Annotated in this window: 13 protein-coding genes; 2 read left to right on the top strand and 11 right to left on the bottom strand. The window is 54.4% G+C overall.

Features of this window, described 5'->3' with window-relative positions:
• The first annotated feature begins 18 nt into the window (after positions 1-18).
• Together E1H13_RS12005 and E1H13_RS12000 are read left to right on the top strand one after the other, a co-directional pair.
• The gene (locus tag E1H13_RS12005) at positions 19-1,254 is read left to right on the top strand and encodes an LL-diaminopimelate aminotransferase (RefSeq protein WP_169613656.1); all 1,236 of its coding nucleotides are present in this window, start codon (positions 19-21) and stop codon (positions 1,252-1,254) included.
• A gap of 467 nt (positions 1,255-1,721) precedes the next feature.
• Complete coding sequence (locus E1H13_RS12000; RefSeq protein WP_169613655.1) at positions 1,722-2,486, top strand: EAL domain-containing protein; 765 nt, start codon at positions 1,722-1,724, stop codon at positions 2,484-2,486.
• Between the two features lie 12 nt (positions 2,487-2,498).
• On the opposite strand, the gene E1H13_RS11995 is transcribed toward E1H13_RS12000, so the two are convergent.
• From E1H13_RS11995 to E1H13_RS11945, 11 genes are all read right to left on the bottom strand, one after another.
• Complete coding sequence (locus tag E1H13_RS11995; protein WP_169613654.1) at positions 2,499-3,164, bottom strand: SDR family oxidoreductase; 666 nt, start codon at positions 3,162-3,164, stop codon at positions 2,499-2,501.
• 242 nt (positions 3,165-3,406) lie between these two features.
• Positions 3,407-4,159: an urea ABC transporter ATP-binding subunit UrtE gene (gene urtE / locus E1H13_RS11990; RefSeq protein ID WP_206070384.1), complete on the bottom strand. Its 753-nt coding sequence runs from the start codon at positions 4,157-4,159 to the stop codon at positions 3,407-3,409.
• 174 nt (positions 4,160-4,333) lie between these two features.
• Positions 4,334-5,467 carry an urea ABC transporter ATP-binding protein UrtD gene (urtD, locus tag E1H13_RS11985; protein WP_169613653.1) on the bottom strand — a complete coding sequence of 378 codons (1,134 nt, stop codon included), beginning with the start codon at positions 5,465-5,467 and terminating at the stop codon, positions 4,334-4,336.
• A gap of 170 nt (positions 5,468-5,637) precedes the next feature.
• Entirely contained in the window at positions 5,638-6,816 is a 1,179-nt protein-coding gene (gene urtC / locus E1H13_RS11980) for an urea ABC transporter permease subunit UrtC (RefSeq protein WP_169613652.1), read from the bottom strand.
• A gap of 3 nt (positions 6,817-6,819) precedes the next feature.
• Positions 6,820-7,992: a branched-chain amino acid ABC transporter permease gene (locus tag E1H13_RS11975; RefSeq protein WP_169613687.1), complete on the bottom strand. Its 1,173-nt coding sequence runs from the start codon at positions 7,990-7,992 to the stop codon at positions 6,820-6,822.
• Positions 7,993-8,180: 188 nt separating this feature from the next.
• On the bottom strand, positions 8,181-9,488 hold the full coding sequence (gene urtA, locus E1H13_RS11970; protein ID WP_169613651.1) for an urea ABC transporter substrate-binding protein: 1,308 nt from the start codon (positions 9,486-9,488) through the stop codon (positions 8,181-8,183).
• Between the two features lie 192 nt (positions 9,489-9,680).
• Complete coding sequence (ureG, locus tag E1H13_RS11965) at positions 9,681-10,298, bottom strand: urease accessory protein UreG (RefSeq protein WP_169613650.1); 618 nt, start codon at positions 10,296-10,298, stop codon at positions 9,681-9,683.
• 53 nt (positions 10,299-10,351) lie between these two features.
• Positions 10,352-11,902: an ATP-binding protein gene (locus tag E1H13_RS11960; RefSeq protein ID WP_169613649.1), complete on the bottom strand. Its 1,551-nt coding sequence runs from the start codon at positions 11,900-11,902 to the stop codon at positions 10,352-10,354.
• A 7-nt stretch (positions 11,903-11,909) separates the two neighbouring features.
• Positions 11,910-13,202 (bottom strand): glutamyl-tRNA reductase, encoded by a 1,293-nt coding sequence (locus E1H13_RS11955; RefSeq protein WP_169613648.1) that lies wholly within the window; start codon positions 13,200-13,202, stop codon positions 11,910-11,912.
• 245 nt (positions 13,203-13,447) lie between these two features.
• Positions 13,448-14,485, bottom strand: coding sequence for a class II fructose-bisphosphatase (gene glpX, locus E1H13_RS11950; RefSeq protein WP_169613647.1), 1,038 nt, complete (start codon positions 14,483-14,485; stop codon positions 13,448-13,450).
• 301 nt (positions 14,486-14,786) lie between these two features.
• Positions 14,787-15,884, bottom strand: coding sequence for an S-layer homology domain-containing protein (locus E1H13_RS11945; protein WP_169613646.1), 1,098 nt, complete (start codon positions 15,882-15,884; stop codon positions 14,787-14,789).
• Positions 15,885-16,025 lie beyond the last annotated feature (141 nt).

The raw sequence follows: 16,025 nt of genomic DNA, 5'->3' as shown, positions 1-16,025 counted from the left end.
CGATTGTGTAAACGCCCCATGGCTACTATCAACAGCAACTATCTCAAGCTTAAAGCGGGTTACCTGTTTCCTGAAATTGCCCGTCGGGTGAATGCCTTTGCCGATGCTAACCCTGATGCGGCCATCATTAAGCTGGGGATTGGTGATGTCACCGAACCCCTGCCAGAGGCTTGTCGCACCGCCATGGTTAAAGCCGTAGAAGACATGGGCGATCGCGACTCCTTCAAAGGCTATGGCCCCGAGCAGGGTTATCTATGGCTGCGGGAAAAAATTGCCCAGCACGACTTCCAAGCCCGGGGGTGTGACATTGACCCCAGCGAAATTTTCATCTCCGATGGGTCCAAGTGCGACTGCGGCAACATTTTGGACATCTTTGGCCGTGATAACTCCATTGCCGTAACTGACCCGGTCTACCCAGTCTATGTAGACACCAACGTGATGGCGGGCCACACCGGTCCAGCCAACGAGGCTGGCGAGTACGAAGGGTTAGTCTATCTGCCGATTAATGCAGAAAATGCCTTTACCGCCCGCATCCCTGACGAAAAGGTAGATCTAATCTACCTGTGTTTCCCCAACAACCCCACGGGTGCCGTCGCCACCAAAGAACACCTGCAAGCCTGGGTTAACTATGCCAAGGCCCATGGGTCCATTATTCTGTTTGACGCCGCCTACGAAGCGTTCATCACCGATCCGGCTATTCCCCACTCCATCTACGAAATTGAAGGCGCTCAGGACTGTGCTATCGAGTTTCGCTCCTTCTCCAAAAACGCTGGTTTTACCGGCACCCGCTGTGCCCTGACCGTGGTACCTAAATCCCTCACAGGGAAAGCCGCTGATGGCAGCGATGTGGCGCTACACACCCTGTGGAACCGGCGGCAGTCCACTAAGTTCAATGGCGTGTCTTACATTGTGCAGCGGGGGGCCGAGGCGGTTTATTCCCCTGAAGGACAAGCGCAAATCAAAGCTCTGGTGGACTTTTATCTCGAAAATGCCCGCATCATTCGGGAACAGCTAACGGCGGCTGGCATCAGCGTCTATGGCGGGGTCAATGCCCCCTATGTGTGGGTCAAAACCCCTAACGATCTCACCAGTTGGGACTTTTTCGATAAGCTGTTGCACACCTGCCATGTGGTAGGTACCCCAGGCTCTGGCTTTGGGGCCGCTGGGGAAGGCTACTTCCGCATTTCCGCCTTCAATAGCCGGGAAAATGTCAACGCTGCAATGCAGCGGGTGACTAAGACGTTCAAGGGTTAATCAGCTGAACAGAATTGGGTAAACTAAAGACACCCTAGGGTCATGTTTGGCTATTAACGCCTATCTTGGGTCGAACTATCAGGTTCTCGCTGGAACTATTTTTTCAGCGAGAACCTGCTCCAGGATTGGGGTGAAGCCATAGTGACTGTCAATCTGCTGATTGCTTGCAGTCGTCACCGTGACTCTATTAACCAACAACTAGGCCGTTGAACCCAGGTCTCGGCACCTGCACTGAGAATAGAATCTTTAAGATATTTTTAATTACCAATTTTTTGAAAGTAGAGGATTTAAATCATCCCCGGCTTTAGGCCTTTAGGGCCATCTTTAAGGGGCTAGCAAACGACAAATGTTAAAACTGGAATGCTAGAACGTTATGAAGAGTCTGACAGCTCAGATTGCCCTAACCTACGTAGCCTAACTGATCAATACTTTAGGCTACAGCTTGCTTAACGGAGACAGTGAGATCTATGACAGTTAAAATCGGCGATCGCCCGGCGGGTTGCCAAGAATGTTGCAGGGGAGAAGGACTCGCATTTGATTTCACAATGGCATTTCAACCCATTGTGAACACCACGGCACGGCAAATTTTCGCCCAAGAAGCTTTGGTCCGAGGGTTGAATAATGAACCTGCCGAGCAAGTCTTTCAACAAGTAAACGACACAAACCGCTACCGCTTTGATCAATCCTGTCGGGTCAAAGCCGTTAAGCTAGCCGCCAAGCTGGAAATCCCCTCCTTTCTTAGCATCAACTTTATGCCCAATGCGGTCTACCGCCCAGAACTTTGCATTCGAACCACCCTCGAAGCGGCTGAGCGGTATAACTTCCCAATCAACCGCATTATCTTTGAAATTACCGAGGGGGAGAAAGTCACCGACCATGCCCATCTGCGGGAAATCGTGGCCCACTACAAAAGCCGGGGCTTTAAAACCGCCATTGACGACTTTGGGGCTGGCTATGCAGGGTTAAACTTTCTAGCTGAAATTCGCACGGATATGATCAAACTTGACATGGCGCTGATTCGCAATATCGAGCAGGATAAAATTCGCCAGGCCATTATCAAAGGCATTTTGCAAGTGTGCGAAGAGCTGTCCACCACGGTGATCGCCGAGGGAATTGAAACCTACGAAGAATTGAGTGTCTTGCAGTCTTTTGGCATTGAGCTGTTTCAGGGCTATTACTTTGCTAAACCCACTTTTGAAAAGCTCGCCAGCGTATCAGCCCATGGGTTTTAGCGCTTAGAAGGCTCACCAGGGTAGCACTTCTCCATTGGCGTGCCAGAAGGTTCCAGAGTTATCTAGGGTGAGCTCGTCAATTCGGGCCAGCAGCCCCTTTACCGACTCTGCAGGCGTAATGCCGCTATCGGTAAACCCTGTCATCCGGGTTTGCACTAAGCCTGGATGTAGAATCGCCACCGCAATACCCTTAGGCTTGAGGTCATGGGACAACGACTTGCCCGCCATCGAGAGAGCCACCTTTGACATGCGGTAGCCATAGGAACTACCGGAGGTATTGTCGCCAATGGAGCCCATCCGACTGGTCATGAGTACCACTTTTGACCCCTCAGCCAGATTTGGCAGGAGAGCCGCCGTCAGGCGCAAGGGGGCGAGGGCATTCACTTCAAATTGGCGGCGAATGCTGTCAAAGTCTAGATTCTCTAGGGTAATGCGCTCTAGAATACCGGCATTGTTGATCAACCCATCCAGTTGGGTGTCCTGCAGCTTTTCAGTCAGATCGGCCACAGCGCTAGCGTCAGTGATGTCGATCCCTGTGATCACCGTTACCCCTAACGCTTTGAGGGGGTCGGAGGGCTGGCGACAAACTGCAATCACAGTATCACCCCGCTGTTTCAGCTGCCGACAATATTCGTAGCCAATGCCGCGATTAGCGCCAGTTACTAGGTAGGTAGCCATAGGGTTAACTTCATGTTCTATCCACTTTTACTGTTGCAGATGGCCAGCCCCCTGACTATTGATCCTGAGAAAGAAATGTGACTGAATAACCGAGACGATCGCGCCCCCTGACCAGTACTTGTACTTGCCTGGCAGACATATGATCACCGTTGCTGAGGGTGTCAGGTTATAGGTGTCAGGTATCAGGAATGGTTAGCTGACCTATACCGCAGATTGCTGGTGATCTGTAGACAATATTGGCGTTATACCGCCAGAAACTCTTGAACAATGTCGTTTGTCAGTTCGCGGGTGGGACCGTTAGCCACAATACTGCCCCGCTGCATAGCGTAGTAATAGTCAGCCTGGCGCACAAAATGTAGGTGCTGTTCGACCAACAGCACCGAAATGCCAGTGGTCTTGACAATTTTTTTGACTGCTGCCTCAATGTCCAGAATAATCGAGGGCTGAATCCCTTCTGTGGGCTCGTCCAGCACCAACAGTTTGGGTTGGCCCATGATCGCGCGCGCGATCGCCAGTTGCTGCTGTTGCCCGCCACTCAGGTCGCCCCCCATCCGATCCAGCATATCCCTGAGCACTGGAAATAGTTCATAGATAGATTCCGGCACTTCTTTTCGAGCTTTGCCACGACTACCCAACGCTTCTTGGCCAATCAGCAAATTCTCCCGCACCGTCAGACGAGGAATCACCTCTCGCCCCTGGGGCACATAGCCAATCCCTAACCGAGCCCGGCGATCAGGAGGAAAACTATTGATTACCTGCCCTTCAAACCGAATCGTTCCAGTACGAGAACGTAGTACTCCCATAATATTTTTCAGCAGTGTGGTCTTGCCCACCCCGTTGCGGCCAATCAGACAGACCATTTGCCCTCTGGGAACTGTCAAGTTGACGTCCCGTAGAATGTGGCTTTCGCCGTAGTAGAAGTTGAGCCCAGAGATTTCCACCATGGGAGCGGTGAGGGGATCTTGGTGGGTGGGGGTGGGGAGGGTGGTGGTCATGGGGGTGGATGGGTGGATGAGTAACGGGGTGGATGGGTGGATGAGAGAGGTGGAGAGGGTGGGGGTGATGGGGTGTAGACGCGGAACGGCTTCCCACAGGGTAGGGGTGGATGGGTGGATGGGGAACGGGGGGGATGGGGTATCGAATTCAAAATCCAAAATCCAAAATTTCCCCTAATCCCCCCGTACGGCCAATTCCTCCAGGGCGGCGGCCTCCAGGCGGCGAACGGTGTCTGGGGGTAGATCCAACAAATTCAGCAGGGTCTGGTAAATGATGGCTTCGGTTTCGTTGATTTGATTGGAACTAATCACCTCGTAACTCAGCATTAGGGCTTGTTCCCGCTGGGCGGGAGTCGTCAACTGGGGGACCAACTCTTCTAGGGGGATGTCTTTGGCCAGTAGATCTTTCAGATCTTCCCGCAAGCTTGCCTGCTCCTCTGGGGCGTGGGCAAATTTGCGGCTCAGGCGATCGAGAATCACCTGCTGCTGGACATCGGCAAAGTTATCATCGGCCCAGGCCATGGTGGCGGCAATGCGCAGTAGCAGCATTTGCTCGGGGGTGAGGCTGGTTTCTTTGCCTAGGTAAACTTCGATCACCTTAGGATCGTTTTGGATCTGGTCCATGGTACCTTCACAAAGCACGGTACCCTGGTGCAGCACCGTCACCTGGCGAGCGATCTGGCGCACAAACTCCATATCGTGCTCGATCACCACAATGGAGTGGCTTTCGGCCAGGGACATTAGCAGGTTACCGGTTTGCTCAGTTTCTTCGTCTGTCAGCCCTGCCACGGGCTCATCCACCAGCAGCAGGTCGGGGGATTGGGCCACTAACATGCCAATTTCCAGCCACTGTTTTTCCCCATGGGAGAGTAGGGCGGCAGGGATGTCAGCCTTGTGATCGAGACCGATGGTTTCTAATAGGCCACCGACGGTGCGCTTCTCGGCGGTGGGAGGCTTTTTGAACAGGGTGGGAAAAATCGTTTTTGTCCGGTTACACGACAAATCTAAATTTTCTCGAGGCGTGAGGTTGAGGTATACCCGAGGGGTTTGGAACTTGCGACCAATACCAAGACGGGCAATTTCGTGCTCTTTATATTTCCGTAGGTCTTGGCCTTTAAAGTACGTGACCCCTTCCGTTGGCTTGGTTTTGCCGGTAATCACATCGAGAAAGGTGGTTTTACCGGCCCCATTGGGACCAATGATCACCCGTAGCTCTCCCTCGTCCATGGAGAAGTTGAGGTTACTAAGGGCTTTGAAGCCATCAAAGCTGACGGTAACGTTTTGAATATCGAGGACTTTGGTGCTCATGAGGGGGGGAGGGGTGACAGGGTGGATGGGTGAATGCGTAGGGTGGGCAATGCCCACCATTGGCCGAGGGGACTGACAGGGTCTATTGCGCTGGGTGGAAGCCTAGACTGAGGCACGTTGCTGCGCGTTGTCTTTAGCCGCGCCTTTGGCGTTAAACACCCTACGATGCCCTACTTTTCGACGAATTCGGGGGTGTCGGTCAGGGGTTCAAGTTCAGGGGTGTCATCCAGATAAGGCAAGTTGGTGGGGGCAATGCCAAGGGCTTGGCTGACCTTGGAACCGAACTGGCGACGAGCCCAGCCAATAATGCCATTCGGCAACGTGGTCACCACAATTAAAAACAGCGCCCCTTGAAAGAACATCCAAACCTCAGGAAAGCGTTCGCCCAGTAGGCTGCGGGCCATGTTCACCAGCACAGCCCCCAAAATGGCTCCCACGAGGGTGCCCCGTCCCCCTACGGCCACCCAAATCACCATTTCAATGGAAAAGGCAATATCCATAGCCTGGGGCGAAATAATTCCTGACTGCACCGTATAGAGCGCTCCAGCGATCCCGGCGATCGCCCCGGAGACCGCAAACACCAGCACCTTAAAGGCGGTGGGGTCGTAACCTGAAAACCGTACTCGGTTTTCATCATCACGGATGGCTACCAGCAGCCGCCCAAACCGACCACTGGTCAGCCAGCGACAGAGGACATACATCAACACCAAAAAGACGACGGTGAGGATGTAGAAAAAGCTGCGCATGTCAGCACCACCCACCTGCTGCCCCATAAAGATAGTGGTAGTGGTACTGAGGCCATTGGTGCCATTGATCAACTGTTGCTGACCATTAAAGAAGTTAAAAAACACCACTAAGGCCGCTTGGGTCAAAATCGAAAAATAGACGCCGCGAATCCGGTTTCGAAAGACCATGTAGCCCAGTAGCCCAGCCACGATCGCCGGAATCATGAAAATAGCGACCAAGGTAAACGGCAACGAATAAAACGGTTCCCAAAACCAGGGCAGTTGGCTTACCCCATAGAGGCTAAAGAAGTTAGGGATTTGCCCGTCTGGCAGCGAGTTAAGCTGCAGAAACATGGCAAAGGCATAGCCCCCGAGGGCAAAAAAGATACCATGCCCCAGGCTGAGTAGCCCGGTAAACCCCCAGATCAGATCAATCCCCAGGGCCACAATGGCTAAAGCCAAAAACCGTCCTAGCAAGTTCTGCCGAAAGCCAGACAAAAACATCGGCACCACGAAGGCCAAAATCAGGGCGATCGCAATGACAACAAGGGCTTCGATGACCAGCTTACGCTTTTGGCTGGCCTTGACAACGCGGCGGGGCTGAATAGTTGCATCTGTTGCCATTAGCTATAGCTCCACCGAACGACCTTTGGGGGGAAACAGCCCAGCGGGCCGCACCTGCAAGAACAAAATAATCAGGGCAAATACCATCACCTTGGCCATGCTGGTGGTGGCAAAGAAGTTAAAGAAGTCGATAAAGGGCTGGAACGCTTCTGTGGGCGGGAACAGCAAAGCCAGGGTACCCGAGCCGACCAGATAAACGGCGATGCCGATAATCAAGGCCGCCACAATGCTGCCCACCAACTTACCCACGCCGCCTACCACCACCACCATGAAGGCATCAACGATGTAGTTCACCCCCAAGTTGGGTCCCACAGACCCCAATAGGGTGACGGCGACCCCGGCAATACCAGCCAGGCCAGACCCAAGGGCAAAGGTCAAGGCGTCGACCCGATCGGTGGGAATCCCCAGGCAGGCGCTCATACCTCGATTCTGGGTGACGGATCGAATCCGCAGGCCCCAGGCCGTGCCGTTGAGAAACCAATACACGGCAACCACACATAGAATCGTCAGAGCAATGATAAATAGACGGGCGTAGGGAAATTGCAGGGACGTGCCTACGGTGACACCGCCCCGCAGCCAGTTTGGGGTGGCCACATCCACGTTGCGAGTGCTGAACCAAGCCCGGGTAAACTGGTTGCTGCCAGCGTTTTGAATCAGAATGCCCGCCACCAGGGCGATCGCGGCTGACAGCCCCACAAAGATCGGATTAGCCCACTGGCTGATTCGATCCCAGTCGGTGTAGCGGTTGAGCAACCAACGTCCTACGCCAAACAGTACAGCAAAAATGACTAAGCCAATCGCGATCGGCCAATTGACGCTACGGACAAACTGCCGCAAAATCAGGCTCACCCCCCAGGTGGCCAGCAGGGTCTCCAGCGGTCGACCGTAGAGATAGCGAATCACACTGCGCTCAAGCAATAGCCCCAACGCCGCAGACACTAAGAAGGCCATGGGCAGGGCCACAAAAATAAAAATATCAGGAGCAATGCCGCCAATTTCTTGGGCAGCATTTTGCACGATATAAGTGGTGTACGCTCCAAACATCATCAACTCGCCGTGGGCTAAGTTGATTACTCCCATTAGTCCAAATACAATAGCCAACCCCAAGGCCACAATCAACAGCACCGCACCAATGCTGACGCCGTTGAACAGGCCACCAATCAAGCCTTCTAACACCGCTTTTACCGCTTTAAAGACAACAGACTGAAAACGTTCTACCCAACGCAGTGCATCCAGCCAAGACCACCCAATGATCACCCTCAGGGCTGTGGGGCCTAGCCTTGAAAATGTAATGGCGAGGACTCAGATAACTGCGCCCTCGCCATTAGCTAGCGCCATCACGCTAGGCTAAAGCCAAGAGCGATCTAGATTTCAAACCGCTCCCCTTTGTCAGGGTCAGACCAGTCACAGGCAAAACCAGTGGTTTCAGGCACAAACTGGTTCCAGGGCTCAGGCTCAATGGGGCCGTCAGTTTCCCAGAGAATGTCAAACATGCCATCTTCCATCACCTCGCCGATGCGCACGGTCTTAGATAGGTGGTGGTTGGGATTCATGGTCACCGGACCTTCGGGAGCATCCAGGGTTTGCCCGTAGGCCGCAGCTCGCACCTCAGGAATATCAAAGGTGCCAGCGGCTTCTACCGCCTGCTTCCAGAGATAGACCATGATGTAAGCAGCTTCCATCGGGTCATTGGTAACGCGATCGTCACCGTATTCTTCCTTAAAGGCTGCCACCCAGCGCTCGTTTTCAGGGGTATCCACGGTCTGGAAGTAGTTCCAAGAAGCCAGGTGTCCCACCAAGAACTCACTACCAATCTGGCGCACTTCTTCTTCCGCCAGACTCACCGACATCACAGGATACATATCAGGGTCCATACCAGCCCCTTGCAACTGCTTAAAGAAAGCGACGTTGCTATCGCCGTTGAGGCTGTTAAAGATGACGCCGCCGTCGGGCAAGGCAGCACGAATGCGGGTGATGATTGGGGTGACTTCGGTATTCCCCAGGGGCAGGTAGTCTTCACCCACGGTGGTGCCACCCCGAGCCTCAAGTTGCTCTTTGATGATGGTATTGGCGGTGCGGGGAAAGACGTAGTCAGACCCGACCAGGAAGAACTCATCACCTTTATTTTCCAGTAGCCAGTCTACAGCGGGCTCGATTTGCTGGTTAGGGGCGGCCCCAGTGTAGAAGATATTCTGGGAGCACTCTTGACCTTCATACTGCACCGGATACCACAACATGTGGTTTTTAGATTCAAAAACAGGGAGTACCGCTTTGCGGCTAGCGGATGTCCAGCAGCCAAATACCACGGCCACCTGGTCTTGGTCGATCAGCTTTTCGGCCCTTTCAGCAAAGGTGGGCCAATCAGAAGCGCCGTCTTCAACCACCGCCTCGATTTGCCGACCCAGGACACCCCCAGCCTCGTTAATTTCTTTGATGGCCAGTTGTTCTGCGTCAACTACCGTGGTCTCACTGATAGCCATAGTGCCACTCAACGAGTGGAGAATACCTACTTTGATGGTGTCACCATTACCATCGGCAGCAGGGGCATCACCGTCGGCATCAGTATCTGTCGCTGTATCGGTGGGAGTTCCACAGGCTTTCAACAGCATCGAGGTGCCTAGGGTGGCCGACCCATACACCAAAAACTTACGTCGGTTAAATCGAGGTACCATTCAATCTCGCTCCTGACTCAATTAAAAAAGGATTTTCGCTACCCAAATAGTGCGCTTAGACCTTCAGAGTGGATATTAGGGGTAGTGAATAGAGGCAAGTGTAGTCTGTGATACGAAAAACCTCAACTTCCCCGTAATAAATCAGACTTTTTAGCACAACAGCTCGGGGGTGTCTAACCCCTAGGGTAGGGTTTAGGGTATGGCTGGGCTAGTTACGCCATGATACTGAATAAACTCAATCACTTTGGGCAGACCTTCCTGAGTCTTAAGATTCGTAAAGGCAAAGGGGCGATCGCCCCGCATTTTCTTCGCGTCGCGCTCCATCACCGCCAGGCTGGCACCGACCATGGGTGCCAGGTCAATTTTGTTGATCACCAAAAAGTCTGACTTGGTAATCCCCGGCCCCCCCTTACGGGGAATCTTGTCCCCAGCGGCCACGTCAATCACATACAGGGTTAAGTCCACCAGTTCTGGGCTAAAGGTAGAGGCCAGGTTGTCGCCGCCGCTTTCTACGAACACAAAGTCTAGGGGTTGAAACCGCGCTTCCAGGTCTTCGATCGCCACCAGGTTCATGGAGGCATCTTCGCGAATGGCGGTGTGTGGGCAGCCGCCAGTTTCCACTCCCACGATGCGATCGGGATTGAGGGCCTGGCTGCGTACTAGAAACTGGGCATCTTCCTGGGTATAGATATCATTGGTGACAACGGCAATGGAATAGCGATCGCGCAGCGCCTTGCACAGGCAATCCACCAGGGCGGTCTTGCCCGATCCCACTGGCCCCGCTACCCCCACACGAAAGGGTGTCGTCATTAGTGGCAGATCCTCAGCGTTTGGATGCTTGGTATCTTACACCGCTAGGGCACTTAGCCTCGGATCACGGTGATCTGTCGCCCGGCTGGGCTGGTGGCTGGCTCTACAGTGGTGCGATCGCTGATCGGACCCAGGCCTTCTCTGCGATCGAAAATGACCAGCCAACCGGTATCCTGGCCCAGGCCACTTAGATAGCGATCCAGTTGCTCTAGCCCAGTCGGCAGGGGGTCAGTCCGCCCTTGACGCCAAACCTTGAGCTCAATGGCCAAAACCACATCGCCATAGCGCAGACAGAGATCCATCCGGTCGGTGCCAATGGCATACTCTCGCTCTAGGGTGCCGCCGCCATTGACTACCCGATGCAGAAAAGCCATCAGCACCAGGTGCGGGGCAATTTCGTGGTAAGGCGCGCTTTTAAGCAGAGGCTCTCCATGTTGCCGCCAAAAGGTTAAAAAAGCTGTTAATAACTGGTTGGTATCTAACCCTCCGTTTGGCATCAGCCAACTCGGCGAAATGCGTGGCAAGGAATCTTCGGAGCCACTGGCGAGTACCCGGGGAATGACTTCTCGATAGATGGGGTTGGCCATCGTCAGGCCCCCCATGGGATCATGCTTCAGTAGACCTAGATCCAGCAGAAAGCGACGATCATCCAGGGGGGTGTCTGCCAACGCCTGGCCAGCCAGCATCGGCTCGATGATCGCTTTGACTCTAGGCTCTCGTAACCGTTCTGCCAGACTATCTAAGTGGGTATCCTGGCGCTGAATCAGAATTTCTTTGGCTCGATCAATGTGAGCGTCTGTAATCGGAAACTCAGGATCGGGCACCAGTTCTTCCACCACCTCTTTAGCCAGGGCATTCACTAGCCAGGGCTGACCATCGGTCAAGTAAACGGCATGCTCTAGGGCGGCAGGGGTAAAGCGTTGGCCAGTGTCGTGGGTATGTTGCTGGTAGAGCGCGATCACATCTTCCCGGCTGAAGTTTTGCAAGGTAAAGGATCTGACCTTGATATTGAAAGGACTGGCCGTATTCAGGCGATCGCTGCCCCCAGACGCCACCTTATAATCTCGCACATCCCGCAGGCCAATCAGGGCCAGGGACTGGGGAAAGGCCTGGGGACGATTCGGGTAGCCATCCCGCAGCTGTCGCAATACAGAGATTAAGGCCTGATTTTGCAGGGCATCAATTTCATCGATAAAAATCACTAAGGGGCGAGGGGATGCCTGGCTCCAAGCCGCTAGGGCCGATCCAATTCGCCGACCGGGATCAGCTGCAGGCCAGAGGGGGGGCTGCAAGTCTGGGGGCAGCCGCACATTAGCTGCCCCCCGCCAGGCATCTAAAATAGCCCCTTCGGCCCGATCAGGATCCTGACTAAAGGCGGCTCCCACTTCTACCGACAGCATCACCGCTGTGTATTGACCGCTGGCGGTCAATTGTTTCCCCATCTCCAGCATGGCTGTCGTTTTGCCCGTTTGGCGGGGAGCGTGGATAACAAAATACCCCTGCTGGGCCACCAGTCGCTCTACATTGGGCAACCGTTCGGTGGCAGGCAACATGTAGTGGATAGCCGGGTTGCAGGGACCAGCAGTATTAAACCAGCGGGGCATAGGGGGGTTAGCTGTACTTCTCGTTGGAAGCGGTCTCCAGGTCAAACAGCACATGTAGGGTTTGCATCGCCCGCTTGCGGGCTTCAATATCCCGCTGGGCCCGCAGTTGCACCATGGGGTCGTGGAGGATTTTGTTGACGATGCCCCGGGTCAGAGCTTCAATCACCTCCTGGTGCTTGTCGGCAAACTCGCTGCCCAGGCGAGATAGGGCTTTTTCCAATTCCTGCTCGCGGATAGATTCAACCTTGTTGCGCAGGCTGCTGATGGTGACTACGGTATCCAAGGAACGCCACCAGTCCATGAAGCTGTCCACCTCTTCATCCAGCAGTAACTGGGCTTCCATAGCCATGCGGCGACGACTGGCCTGGTTTTGGGCCACTACCGCCTTCAGGTCATCCACATTAAAGGCAAACACCCGCTCTAGCTCATTGACGTTGGCGTGGACATTCAGGGGAACTGAAATGTCGAACACCATCAGGTTGCGACCGGCATCCAGAACGGGTGCCAGGTTGTCGCGGTGCAGCAGCGGTTCGGTGGCGGAGGTACAGGTAAACACCACATCAGAGCACTGTACGGTCTCCATCATGGTGTCTAAGGTGCCAGTGCGAATGTCGCTGTCGCTGAATTGCTTGGCTAATTCGTTAGCCCGATCGACGGTGCGGTTGAGGATGGTGATGGTACAGGTGTCTTTAGCCAGCAGATGCTGCACCAGCAGGCGCGCCATTTTACCGGCTCCCAGAATGCTGACATGGCACTGACTCAGGTGGGGCACTTTTAGCCGAGCTAGCTCCACGGCCGCCGAGCTAATGGATACGGCCCCGGTACCAATGCTGGTTTCGGTACGCACCCGTTTACCAGCGGTAATCGCCTGCTTAAGTAAACGGTTGAGGATGCGGCCACTGCTTTTGTGTTGCTGGGCCAGCTGGTGGGCATGTTTCACCTGGGAGAGGATTTGGCCTTCCCCCAGCACCAGACTATCGAGCCCAGCTGCCACCCGCATCAGGTGAGTGACCGCATCTTGGTGGAGCAGAATAAACAGATGCTGACGCAATTCTGGCAGGGGCAGGCCGCTGTGATCAGCTAAGAACTGAGTCACCTCCCGCACCCCTTGCTCGGTGTCTTCGGTAACGATGTGAATTTCGAGACGGTTACAGGTGCTGAGGATGGATACTTCGTCCAGGTGGGGGCAATGGGTGAGATGGGCGATCGCGTCTCCTGTCTGAGCCGTCGGAATACTAAGTTTTTCGCGAATATGAACTGGGGCGGTTTTGTGGCTCAGGCCAATTACGGCGATATTCATTCTTCCTCCACGCGTTTAGTGATTCACCTATTTATGGCGTACCGGGGGGTAGGGTGCTTGATTCGGTAAAACCGCTAAGACATAGACGATATCAACGTTACCCCGGACACAAAAGCCAATATGTTTGAACTTAGAGATAAATTGGACCCGACTCAAGGAAACTCAACAAAAGTCCATCAAACGATAGGCAAAAAAAAGAGATGCGGTAGCACCGCATCTCTAGGGTAACAAGCCCACGGGAGAACCTAGCGAATTTGTAGGGTCTTGGGCTGATCGAACATGTGGATGGTGTCCACAAAACGAGCGGTTTGGGATTGGCTAGAGATTACTAGAGATTGAGTACGAGCCCCACCATGGAAGAAGCGGACCCCATTCATCAATTCACCGGAGGTAATGCCGGTAGCCGCAAACAGTACGGTCTCCCCAGAGGCCAGTTCATCGGTGTCGTAGACCTTATCAATGTCAGTGATGCCCATTTCTTGTAGCCGAGCGATGTTGGCTTCTTTGCTTTCGCCAATCAAGCCAGTTTTTACCACCGCCGGGTCGTAAATCAGCTGGCCCTGGAAGTGCCCCCCCAGACACCGCATAGCGGCCGCGCTGATCACCCCTTCGGGGGCCGCACCAATCCCCATCAGGGCATGGGTGTTGGTGCCAGAAAAGGCACAGGAGAGGGCCGCCCCCACGTCCCCATCGCCGATCAGCTTAACCCGGGCACCTGCATCACGAATTTCTTTGATCAGGTCGTTGTGGCGATCGCGCTTCATCACCACCACCACCAGCTCGTCGATGGAGCGATCTAAACACTCGGACAGAATCTTCAGGTTTTCGGTGGCTGACTTATTGATGTCAACCTTGCCCTTGGCCTGGGGAGGCGCTGCCAACTTTTTCATGTAAAAGTCGGGGGCCGCAAATAGCCCCCCCTTTTCAGAGATGGCCAACACGGCCATGGAGCCATTTTGGCCGTAGGCCACCAAATTAGTGCCTTCACAGGGGTCAACGGCGATGTCGATTTCTAGCAATTCGTCAGGGTTGCAGACATCGGAAGCGTTTGTCTGGGTGCAGATGCCGACTTCTTCGCCGATGTAGAGCATCGGTGCATCGTCCCGTTCCCCCTCGCCGATGACGATACGACCGCGCATATGAATTTTGTTCATGCGCTCCCGCATGGCCTCCACCGCTACCTGGTCAGCGATGTTTTTTTCGCCCTTGCCCATCCATCGGGATGATGCGATCGCCGCCTGTTCGACCACCTCAATAATCTCAAGTCCGAGGGTACTTTCCACGGGATAAATCCTCCAAACTGCCTATATTTAATGGGTTCCGCGTTCCCAATCTCAACTTCCCAGTCTATCAGACGGTGGGATCAAGAAATAGGGTATTGGGTTTGGGTTTCGGGTATTGGGTATCGGCATCCCCTCCTGCGAGGCCTGTACTGAGTATGTCGAAGTAGGCAGGGGTGGGTTACACGGGAATCGGGTTCACGGTCTGCCGTACACCTTGTACCGTGAACCGCCAACCCGACACCTGACACCTCTCACTCGACACCTAACACCTCTCACCTAACACCTATTTCCTATCCCCGCCCTAAAGGGCCGGCACAGCATAGTCCGACGCCACTGGCGGCAGCTCCCCTTGGTTGACCAGAGCTTGGTGGATCATAGCCACGATTTCAGCCCGGGTGGCGGTGGCGGTGGGCCTTAGTTGGTCGCGGTTGGGGTAATTGACAATCAGGGCATTCTCCGCCGCTGCGGCCACCGGGTTCCTGGCCCACTCGGGCATGGCCTCAGCATCGACAAACGCTTGTAGGGTCTGGTCTGGGTTAGAGGCATTAGGCAGATCCAGCCCTGCCCCTAGACTAACTAACACTTCATAGCGGGGGACAAGTTGGTTAGGGCGAAAATCTCCTTCTGGATAGCCACTCATGAACCCTTTGGCAACGGCTTGGTCGACAGCGGGGGCCACTTGGTCGGCACTCGATACGTCGCTGAACTCAGCAGCAGCCGGATCCGGTTGATCGCCAAACGCCTGATCGATCAGCAGGGCTAGATCCCCACGGTTCAAGGCTCGGTCTGGTTCAAATTGCCCCGAGGCAAAGGCAGGTAAATAGCCAGCCTCATACATAGCCACAATGAAGGGGTAAGCCCAGTGACTTTCCGGCACATCCGAAATATCCAGGGGTGGAGGGGCCGCCGCAGAGTTAGCCGCCGGGTCAGTGGCAGGCTGATCTGCTGGTACAGTCGCTGGGGCGATTGGGGTTGCCTCCGGTTCAGCCACCCCTCGCGATACCGCTCGCCTAGGCTGATCAGAGCGACGGCCGAGGCTCGGTAGCCCCCCTGTTTGGGTTTGGGAATTGTTGTCTTGCGATGCTGCGGTCGGTCGCCGTTGGCCTGGTTCTAAGCTACGGGGCTGAAATCGCTCAGGAGTTGTTTCCTCTGTAGTCCCAAACAGGCGGGGAACGGCCTCGTCAACTTGACGTCGTAGTAGTCCAGTCTGGGCCGCGAAGGTGTCATTTCGACTTAGCCCCCACCAAAAAATCGCCCCTACGCCTAACAAAGCCAGCACCAAAGCCAGCAGCTCATCAAAGTCGAGGATGCGGCGATCACTCCTGGGAACATTGTCAGTGGCTGGACGTGGCTGGTTGGGGTCAGAAGAGTCGGGGAATTCAGGGGGAAGATTCACCATGGTATTACGGGAGAGGGGCTGAGGGTTTCAGGGCTATCCTACCGTTAACCTCAGCGGTTTCAAAGGGTTGACACGATCAAAAAACGGTGGGTAACTCAGTTACCCACCGTCAATATTCAGATCTCAGCCGATTTCAGTAGA

The sequence above is a fragment of the Nodosilinea sp. P-1105 genome (genome assembly GCF_012911975.1).
Classification (GTDB): domain Bacteria; phylum Cyanobacteriota; class Cyanobacteriia; order Phormidesmidales; family Phormidesmidaceae; genus Nodosilinea.
This window is presented reverse-complemented; position numbering and strand designations above follow the sequence as displayed.